At 37.1% G+C, this 10,091-nt stretch carries 9 protein-coding genes; 3 read left to right on the top strand and 6 right to left on the bottom strand.

Features of this window, described 5'->3' with window-relative positions; translation table 11 throughout:
* Window positions 1-854 precede the first annotated feature (854 nt).
* The 3 genes from BP621_RS16580 (at window position 855) to BP621_RS16570 (ending at window position 3,692) form a co-directional block, all read left to right on the top strand.
* The gene (locus BP621_RS16580) at window positions 855-1,355 is read left to right on the top strand and encodes a metallophosphoesterase family protein (protein WP_292391819.1); all 501 of its coding nucleotides are present in this window, start codon (window positions 855-857) and stop codon (window positions 1,353-1,355) included.
* A 290-nt stretch (window positions 1,356-1,645) separates the two neighbouring features.
* Entirely contained in the window at window positions 1,646-2,044 is a 399-nt protein-coding gene (locus tag BP621_RS16575) for a hypothetical protein (protein ID WP_292391818.1), read from the top strand.
* A 667-nt stretch (window positions 2,045-2,711) separates the two neighbouring features.
* On the top strand, window positions 2,712-3,692 hold the full coding sequence (locus BP621_RS16570) for a TolB family protein (protein WP_292391816.1): 981 nt from the start codon (window positions 2,712-2,714) through the stop codon (window positions 3,690-3,692).
* Between the two features lie 78 nt (window positions 3,693-3,770).
* Here BP621_RS16570 and BP621_RS16565 read toward each other — a convergent pair whose 3' ends face one another.
* The 6 genes from BP621_RS16565 to BP621_RS16540 all read right to left on the bottom strand — a co-directional run bounded on the left by BP621_RS16565 (window position 3,771) and on the right by BP621_RS16540 (window position 9,760).
* Window positions 3,771-3,917: a hypothetical protein gene (locus BP621_RS16565; protein ID WP_394339319.1), complete on the bottom strand. Its 147-nt coding sequence runs from the start codon at window positions 3,915-3,917 to the stop codon at window positions 3,771-3,773.
* Window positions 3,918-5,076: 1,159 nt separating this feature from the next.
* Entirely contained in the window at window positions 5,077-7,680 is a 2,604-nt protein-coding gene (locus BP621_RS16560; RefSeq protein WP_292391815.1) for a DUF927 domain-containing protein, read from the bottom strand.
* Entirely contained in the window at window positions 7,681-8,766 is a 1,086-nt protein-coding gene (locus BP621_RS16555; RefSeq protein ID WP_292391814.1) for a bifunctional DNA primase/polymerase, read from the bottom strand. It lies immediately after the preceding gene.
* A gap of 301 nt (window positions 8,767-9,067) precedes the next feature.
* Entirely contained in the window at window positions 9,068-9,235 is a 168-nt protein-coding gene (locus BP621_RS16550) for a hypothetical protein (RefSeq protein ID WP_292391812.1), read from the bottom strand.
* Between the two features lie 212 nt (window positions 9,236-9,447).
* Window positions 9,448-9,600 (bottom strand): hypothetical protein, encoded by a 153-nt coding sequence (locus BP621_RS16545; protein ID WP_292391810.1) that lies wholly within the window; start codon window positions 9,598-9,600, stop codon window positions 9,448-9,450.
* Window positions 9,593-9,760: a hypothetical protein gene (locus BP621_RS16540; protein ID WP_292391808.1), complete on the bottom strand. Its 168-nt coding sequence runs from the start codon at window positions 9,758-9,760 to the stop codon at window positions 9,593-9,595. The genes BP621_RS16545 and BP621_RS16540 overlap by 8 nt, the downstream gene beginning before the upstream one ends.
* Between the last annotated feature and the right edge of the window lie 331 nt (window positions 9,761-10,091).

The following is a 10,091-nucleotide window of genomic DNA, read 5'->3' as shown; positions in this document are numbered from 1 at the left end:
ATCAAGAATCTAAATTACTCTGGTCTTAATGAAGCTAAATATATTAATCAATTATTTGAATAGTTCCATAATATTGGTACATTTTCTCAAATATTTTAACTTTTATTTATTATCCATAGGTTTACATGCTATTCTGAGATTTTTTGCAACGGAACCATATTTTCAACCCTGCGTTTCCTATCATTAATTGGGACGGAATTATTATGAAGGATTGTTCGGGTCTCGTAAGTTTTTGACACAACAGTAAAAAAGTATAAAATTTTCTGGCAGTTGCATTCTATTAAAAAGTCCTTTTGAATAGTTATTTTGTCTGCTTGGGGTACAGGGTCATATATACATAACAATTCTTGACTCGTCTGTGACTCATCCTAATGTAAAAAACTGTGGATTTTACGTATCTTTTTATAAATGTACAATAAGTTATATAAGCGATCTGGACTATAAATAACAACTACGGACATATAATAGAAAAAAACTTGATAGGGGGAATATTTATAGCAACATGTGAATTTTGTGGCGACCGCATACCGTCATTACATTTCAAGTGCCACAGATGTGGTGAAACGCTTTGTGCTGATCACCGACTTCCTGAGATGCATGAATGTCTAAATATACCTTTATATTGGCACAGTAGAGGAAAGTATTCAAAACCGGCAAGTCAGCTGGAAGATATAGAAGTGATTTGTCACAGACCTCCGTATAGTGAGGAAAAAGAACAAATTCCATGTTTTCTGACTACGCGAGATAGCAATAAAACATAGAGAGGAGGGGTAGATCAGATCTTCTACCCCGATATTAGTGTATACCTTAAAGTAGCATACGATAGAGAAGACACATTACTGGTTAGAATAAATATGAAAACATGGGTAACATCTGATCTTCATCTGGGACATTACAACATAATGAAATACTGTAATCGCCCTTTTGATTCATTAAACAGTATGAATCAAGCGTTAATTTGGAACTGGAACAGATCCATATCTAAATACGATACAGTATATTTCCTGGGCGATCTTGCATTTACCAAACATATAAAACTTGTAGATTGGTTGAAAATGTTAAATGGTCAGATTATATTCATTCAAGGAAACCATGACCCTTCGCGCCAAATTCAATTTGATAAACCTGGAGTTATTAAATATAAAGGCAGGAGCTTTTACATAGTTCATGACCCAAAAGATGTGCCAGCAAGGTGGAGTGAATGGGTAATCCATGGGCATCAACATAATAATAATTTGGTTAAATACCCATTCATAAACTTTGAGAATAAGACCGTAAATGCATCAGTTGATGTAACTCAATATAGACCTGTTGATATGGACTATATTGTTGGAAGAATATATAGAAATTATTAAAAAGTAGGGCAAAATGCCTTAAGAATCTCTTTTTTAATCCATTATCTTTGTGCTTTAAGTGTGTAAGTTCTAACCTTGGCTAGTATCAGGATTCCATCTACGACGAAGTGGATCATCGCGGTTAACAATCGAGTGATTTTGCCTAAAGGTGAACATATCGTCAAATTATTAGAATTATAAATAGCTGTATTTTTTTGAAAGCCACGTCTTAATATATATTTATATTTAATTATAGTTATTTAGACCATATACAAAATTATATATTCACAATTGTGTATTTATGTGAACTGATGAAACGAACAACAACTTTCTTTGTACTAGCCTTATTGGTTTTGACAGTATGTACTGCCACCGCAGGCGCTTCAGCTAGTCCTGCGTGCAATTTAAAAATTGTCAAGTTTACAGTAAACAATCCAACCGGAACCGCACCAGCTAAAATTGGGCTTACAACTTACACGTCAGGCACTGTCAAAATTGTTCAATATCAGATATTGGATAAAAGTGGAAAGGTAGTCGCTTCCTGCAGATCTTACTGTACACACTGCACGAAAAAACACATCTGTAATTGCTCGCTTACTGTAAAAAAGCCGGGGACCTATGATGCAAAAGTGACTGTATACGGTGCTGGAAATTGTCACGTACAGCAGACTAAAAAGTCAGCCATTACGATAAAAGCTGCAAAAAAGTAACTGTAAAGTAATAAATGGATAACTCCCTTTCTATTTTTATTTAATGCCTTTCTTGCTCTTACATCTCTGATCTCTTTTACTTTTATCTTTCTTTTCATCTTTTGTGACACGTACTACGATTCGTGCAGTTCAGGGCGGGAGTTCCAGGGATAGTGCCTGAAGCGTGACACACGAACAATAACAAGAAAAAATATTTTTAGCCAATTACTTTCAAAAATTTATTTATGTGTCAAAGCCTATACATATGAGTAATGATAAGCAGTAGGAGAGATAATTATCAATAAGCGTGCTTATTTAGAAACTGTAACAACTCAGTCACTCAAAAGAATGATTTACGCTTTTGGACTTGACAATAGGCTTCCATACTACTCTGAACGTGATGACTTTGTAAACATACTTGCAAAAGAAAGAGGACGGCATTCATCCCACTAGGTTAAAGCCCTGGGGGATTCTTGCCTAAAGCTGTTAACAACTCCCGAATGTTTGTTGAGAGCTGTTTTTCATCAGTTCTTCTGCAACACTATTGTTTTCGCTCCGAGCATATTGCATGTAAGCTGAAAAAGTAAGTATTTTCCTGTATTCGTTCTTAGTTCCCTTTCCCCCACATTGCTAATGAGCAGCAATGTTGATGTAGTTTTCCAGTATTACATTCTTTATGGGGGTTAATTTGGGGAACAAAATAATATATCTGTCACTTGTTTTGATTTTTCTCATAAGCTTTACATCAATAGCAAAAGCTGGCAAAGAGACTATGGTCGTACAGTCGAGTCTAACATTTAATCCATCAATCTATGGCGACACTGTTACATGGGCTGAGACTGTTACTGACTCAGCGGGCATGTATAACCTGACTACTGGAAACATAACCGGGTTAGGACATGCGGGAGATTGCCCATCTGTTCAGGGAGATAAAGTTACATGGTGGGATGAAGAAAACGTAATTGTGTATAACATTTCCACTGGCAAAGAGATTAAAATCGTTAACGCAAGCACACCAGCGATCTATGGTGATAACCTTGTGTATGTAAGGTCAAAATCTGTTGACGGCCAGCCTGCAGATTATCAAAATGATCAGTATAACAGTTTGTACTTATACAATCTTAGCACAAATGAAGAAACTCAGCTAACTCGGTATGAGCATGCAACCTGCAGTGCTTCTATTTATAGGAATAAAATTGTATGGAGCTGGTCAAATCAGGTAAATTCAGGTGAATGGAGTACAAACATTTCCATATACGACATACCCACAAAAAGAGTAAGTGACATTCGCAGAACTGGTACAGCAAGTGGTGGTAAAATTTACGGAAACATTGTTGTGTGGGTAGAGTACCAGAATGGATCAATGGATGTCTATATGCGAGATATTGCTAAGCATAAAACACGTCAAGTCACTTTTGACGGCAATTCAAAGAATCCAGATGTATATGGTGATAGAATAGTATTGGAAAAAATATACAGAGAAGGAGAAAAATGGTTGAGTGACATTTATATGTACAATATCTCAACCAATGGGACAACTCGTATTACAAACAGCACTTATGCAAGAGAGCCTGCAATTTACGATGATAAGATTGTATATATGGACTCACGCAATACTCCAAAATATCCGGAAGAAGGTGATATCTATTTGTATAATATTTCAGCTTGAAACTTAAGGCTAAAGACTCTTCTCTTTTTAGGACGGAGTATAAAACTAGTGCATCGATTCCTAATTAATTCCCCTTTTTTAGATTATAATTCTGCCAGGCATTTCGTCCCTTTCTTTAACTTTATATTTCCATTTAAAAATGACTGGCTTTTCGTTAATCTGGTTTATATATTGACTAATTCTCTCCTTTAATTCCTTTAATGATTCAACTCTTATTCCTCTCAATAAGCTTCTCGTCATTTTACTGAAAAAATAAAGAAGGTAAATTACGAAATACAGATGGCTGAGGCAGATTGTAAAAAAGTACTACAGTGTGTAAGAAAAAATTATTTGAATTACAAGGAGAAAAGAAAGCTACAGAGCACATGAAGAAGCCTCAAAACTGTAAAAACACATAAAACACAGGATCTTATCTAAATAGTCAAAATCACGCGAGGGAAGCAGTTTAAAGCAAAATAAGTAAACTGTCTTATATTTAAAAATTCCCTCTCTAGGCAAAAATACTGATTCTAGGCATTCTAGGCAAAGTTCTACTCAAAACTCTTATAAAGAAAGTTGAGTGAAAGTTGATCTAGAGTGCCTAGAGTACCTAGAGACAAAAATGCAATTTTAAAAGATACAAAAGCACACAGGCACATAAGCAAAGCATTCGGGGGACTAAGGCATAGCTAAAGATAAAACACGAAGGGAAAAATAGAGATGCAATTAACAATAAACCGTAAAAGCAGAATAGATTAGTGTAGATAGATAGTATAGTTATTGTATTGTTATTTTTTATGGTTAGTCTTCCTCTACTGGTTACGGGTGGTTACGGGTAAGTTACGGGTTTGGTTACGGGTGCTTTTGAAACAAAAACGTTACTTACTGCCATATTGTTTGTCTAGGTTACGGGTGTTACGGGTAAAATTGTGCTCATCCATAGAAATTTTTCTTTTTTCACACGCTTATTAAACTTTATAGAAGTGTGTGTGAAATAACGTGAAAATATTTGAGAGATTTTTTCAAAACACCCGTAACACCCGTAACCTTAAAGTGAAAGTATTCTACAGATAACGTTTCTTCTTATTGTTAACCCGTAACCAAACCCGTAACCAAGTTATTTAGAAGTGAACTGTTTTCCACATTTTTCATTAGCACTTGTGGTCTAGAATAGAGAATTGTTCGGTTACGGGTAAAAAATAACCTTTTTGTGACACACTTGTTTAATTGTGAGGTTGCTTTAAGAAAGATAGGCTTGAGAAAAGCATGTTGAGAAAGAACAGAGAGAAAAAGAGTGGCTTGCTCAAAAGCTGTAGCCCACGAGAGGAAAAGAAAGATAGTTAGAAGGTAGAAAAGCGGTTCCTCGTAGTGAGGAACTTGAAAAGATAAATTAAAGAAAACCTGCTTATGCGTTGCAGGCTTTTTTAGTAGTATCGTTTGTACCTTCTGCAGAAGGTTTCTGTACTTGCCTTGCTCTCTCATCGGTTTCTTTGTTCAGTACTACACCTCCTCTTTCTGCTATTTTTGAAATTAGCACTTTTGCTGTGTCTAGTGTTATGGTGAAGTCTGGCTCTATAACACTTTTTACAAGCTCCTCAAGGTCTACAGGTCCCTTCTGTTCTCTGCATACTTTGAGCACCTTCTCTCGTACTTTACGTACGTTTTCAAGATTAACCTCATTTTCCTTCTTACCTAGCGCTTTTAAAATATCATCTATATCTTCTTTTTCTTTTTTGCCTGGATGCTTATCGTTCTTTTCTAATTCCTCTTCCATATCTCCATTGATCTCCTGCATTTTCGTAAAAGGAAGTGCATATACGCGCGTAGAGGTTGCTGCTGCTTTGTTATCCTGTTTCACTTTAAGGGATACTGTTGCACTTTTATACTTACTTCCTTTGTTACCTTCCCATTGATAGTAAATCAAGTCATGCTCTTTCCAGTCCTTCAGTACTCCTTCTACAGCATACTCTTCTTCTTTTAACAGTTTCCTCAAAACTTTCGGGTCAAAACAGACACATAAGCCCTTTGAGTACTCAGAACCATCTTCATTCTTTTGTATTACTTGTTTAATCCATCCATACTTTTCGTGGTTAATCTCGTTTTTCTTGTTTTCTTCTAGGTCTTCCTCATTTTCTTCCAGGTTTTCCTCATCGTCTTCATTAACGAAGTAAACCATGTTTCGGGCATACATAGCTATAGCTGCCTTGTACGCCTTCAGATAAGTAGGCTCAAATCTTGATGACGCAATAACATTTTGATAGTACAATTTTGAGCACAAGTCAGTGCTGTCCATACTTTTTATTCCAATTTCTCTAAAAATTGTTTCAACTATATCTCCTGCAGTGGCTATAGCAGCGTAAAAACGCTTTGCTCTTGCACTGGTGACATAATCCCCTGTCTTGTCTTCACTGTTAGGTAGCTTCTTAAGGTTTTCATTGAATCTCATTTTAAGTTCTTGATGCTGTTCGAAAACTTTCTCTATGAATAAAGGACCAAATAACCCATAATTTTCAGTGTAAGTCTCTGTAATTTCTGATACTACATCTTGAGGTAAAAGTTCCTCTACACCCCACGAAAGGGGTACAACTCTTACAAGCTCCCCTGTGTGTGCATTGTCAGGCAGTATTGGATTTTCGCATGTCATAATTGCGACAGTTGTTGAATTTTTTCCTCTTTCTAATCCGTGGTCCTTGTTTGATTTTGACCTGCCTGTTTCGTTAGCAATCATGTAAACAAGGTCTCTTATTTCTGGTGATATTTTTGCTTCGTCAATATATGTAGCTAAATTGTTGTTGAATTCAACATGTGCAAGCACGCCGCACTTTGTTGAGTCTGCTGTTAGTTGTAGTTCTACAGGACTTCCCCAAGCTGAAGCAGCGACTCTGGAGGTCTCCGTTTTCATTCTACCTGAGTGTAGTCTTTGTTCTACCACAAAGGAAGGAATACCAAGTAGTGTCAGAATTACAGGCGTACAAGCCAGGTACATTTTCATATGCATTACAGGGAATTCCCACAGTTTTTCTGTGCCTTTAACCCAAGCGTCTAAGGTTCCCTTTTTAGTGTAAAAGTCAGCAAGAGGGTTTCCTACCTGTAAAATTTCCTTCTCTCCCTCTGCAGTGTACCCGACATTACCACAGACAAAAAGCTCATTGTCTAGTTTCCAACCATTCCTTGAGGCTGCTGTCTCCCTTGGCAGTATAGCCTTTTCTGCATTAATCACAGCTTCAAAGAAGGCTGATATGTTCCCTGCATTACTTTCCGTAAAGAACATGCCTTCTTTTTGCAGACCTAGAACACCTGATTTCTGCATAAGCTCATGATTTGCTCTCCAGATTACTCTTTCGTTGCCAAAGTTGTCTTTAAATCTAAGTTTATAGAGTATATTATTATCATCTACATTTTTTCCTAGTGCCTCGACATTACACTTAGTGGTTGTGATTAGTTCGTCTATGGTGGCGTAGCTACCGTCTTTTAAAAGAATCTCTTTCTCTTTAAAAATACCTTCATCCTTTATAGAAAATGCACCGTAGCACTGGCTACTCATGCTTTTCGTAAGCCTTGCAGCCTCCCTTGTGCTCTGTGCTACACCTTTATCAAATGCTTTTTTCTGTTCTTTGTAGTAGCTTAATATTACATTTATTTTCTTCGTGTTGAAAGATTCTTTTATAGTTTCAACTATGAACTCTTCAGCAAAATTTGTGTTTTCATTTAACATATTTTCTTTTAAAAATTCTTTAGCTAGCTCTATAGTTATAGGCTTTTTACTGATTGCATCTTCCCATAATTTTTTATAGTAACTTTGGCCACGAGCTTGATTTTTTTCTTCCTGGTTTTTTCGTGCTTTAAGGATTTCAGCCTGTTCTACAGTGCTTCTAATAATTCCTTCGATTTTGTTTAGAGGTTCGACTAGTTTAGCATTCTCATCAAGCATGAATTTTTCAATGTCACACGGCTCAATGTTCTTGACAGCATACTCTGCAACATTATAGAGAGTTTTAAATTCTGGCATCTAATACACCTCCTTTTTCAGCATAGCCACAGCAATCTGATATTGCAATGAAGTTAATTTTCCATCTTTAATCTCTTTACAAATTCCCTTAGACCTTGCAAAGTATTTAAGAGCCGAAAGGGGTATTGGGTCATTATTAGGTATCATGCCCTTTTCTTTAGCATACTTCCATACCCTGAAAACAGTCTCTCCATCTGTCGCATCTGCACCGTAGTGCCTGCCTCCATGCTGTAGCCCTGCATTTTCACAGGTCATCACGCCTGCTAAAATGCACAAGTAGCTGAATGCATTGTGAGAAACTTCATGCCTCCAACAATGTAATAAGCCCTGTGAAACACTGCAATTTTTATAAGTGCCTGAATCATGAATCTCAAAAGGCATTGGGACCCTTTTTCCTTTTGTGTCTGAAAGTCCTGAAACGTCCTCGATACTTAAATCCCAGAGAGCGCTGCTTCTGTAACTCTTTTTTGTGCTTGTTTTAGGCACTATTTTCCTGATAGCTGCTTCAGTATCTACAATTTTTCTTGCCATGTCAGAATTTTTATATGCTTGGGGGAACTCAGCATAAGTTATTTCACTTACAGGCAGCTCTTTAAACACTGTATAGTGTCCTGCATTCACTTTCTCTTCTTCAGGCATCTTGGCAAAATCTTTCTCACCACAAGGCACATATGACCCAGGAGCAACTACATACTGCCAGCACGCCCTAACTTCACCTGCAGTGTCAGCCGCTATATTCCTTTTAGCCGTTTCATCCTTAGCGAAGAAGTAATTATGCCTGCCAATTCTCTTTCTTGAAATAGTTTGTAGTGTAGGTTTAATGTCTGGTACTTGCTCCATGTCATCAATATCTATAATGACTAGAGGATCGTCAGCTTTTGCCGCAATTCCAATGTTACAGCCTCTTTGCATCAGGTAGAGAGCCTCTTTCAAAGTTTTTCTGTTAGCTTTCCAGCTTACCCTCTCCCACGGGTCTTTTCCTTCTCGCTGGAGGGGGAAATAGTAAGGCATGTATCCCTTCCGGTCCTTTGTGAGTAGTTGGTGAAACCGTAGAAGCTCCGAAGGATTTGTTTTAAATTCTTCCATTTTTAAGCCCTCCTTCCAAAAGCCGAAGTCAACGCCTTAATTCTAGAGTAACTTTTTACTTTACCTGTTGCGGTGACCCGTGTAAAATGTAAAGTTTTCTTTACACTGCTATCAAAAATCGTTACACGTGACTGCGGTATACCTACGCGATCTTTATATACCTGAACAGCATAATAATCTATAGCAAACATTGTTAAGAACTTCCTGAATCTCTTATAGATTTAGGTACACAGCCCTACAGGACCTTTTCACAGGCGGGAACCTTTGAAGAAGGGGTCCTTGTAGTGGTCTATGATCTTCTTTACACTTCTCCGGTTTCAATAGTTTTTTGAAAATTTACTACTTCTCCTAGAGCTTTTCCGAAAAAAGTCCCACGAGGTACTTCTGGTTTTCTCATCGCTTCGAGGGCATAGTAAGTCTCAAGATCTAGAAAAACCTCTACGCCTATTTTTCCATTACGAATATGCATTTCTTCACCGTCTGTTTAATTTTACAGTTTGTTGATATATGTTCAAACTTGTTATATTATATACTGTCCTATACATATATAAGTCTTCCTAAAAGTTTATAAAAACTCTAAATTTTAGAATTTTTGTTTATATACACTTTGCCCCAAGTCTTCCCTAAAACTTACTAGTAAAAAATCAAAGCAGTTAATAATACTAAAGAGACCTGAAATAACTATCCGAGGCAGTTTACATCTCCCGCTGTTTGTTTCAGCAAAATTGCTAGTGCTGCTCTTATTGGGTCAGATGACTTCTCCCATGCTGCGACAATTTCCGCATTTTTGCCAAGGAACTGAGCAGCATAACTCCTGTCAAATTTTTCAGTCATGCTGTCCCTCCTGATCAAATCTGCCGTCAGGATTGTTATTAAAATGTTGTTCAATCACTGCACGCACCCACGCACTAGTACTTGCAATTCCACGTGCTTTTGTAATCCTTTTCATCATCTCTTCGGATACATGTGTCTGAATTTTGATATTTGTCTTCATTATATGCCTCCTTTGAATCAAAAGAGCCCTTCGTGTGTAAGGAAGGTATCATTGATCTGTAAAACAGAATGGAGAGGCATATTTTGCCCCGTTTAACGGAGTTCCGTTGTAGATTCAAACACAAAAAAGTAAGCAGTTTCACCTGTTTTTGATTAGAACAGAAGCATAAGTTAAGCCTGAGTTTTGAAGCTCAGGTTTCACTTTTTGCTAACTCATAAATTATCGACACTTTCGCCTGCTCCAAGGGGCTGCCCCACTGTAGCAGGTATCTCAGTGTAGCTTCATGGCTCTGTATGAATTCAGAGAATTTCAATGGAGACTCATCTGTTTT

This window comes from Methanosarcina sp. UBA5, from assembly GCF_002505485.1.
Lineage (GTDB): Archaea > Halobacteriota > Methanosarcinia > Methanosarcinales > Methanosarcinaceae > Methanosarcina.
Note: the sequence above shows the minus strand (reverse complement) of the source record. Positions and strands in the feature narration are given on the sequence as shown.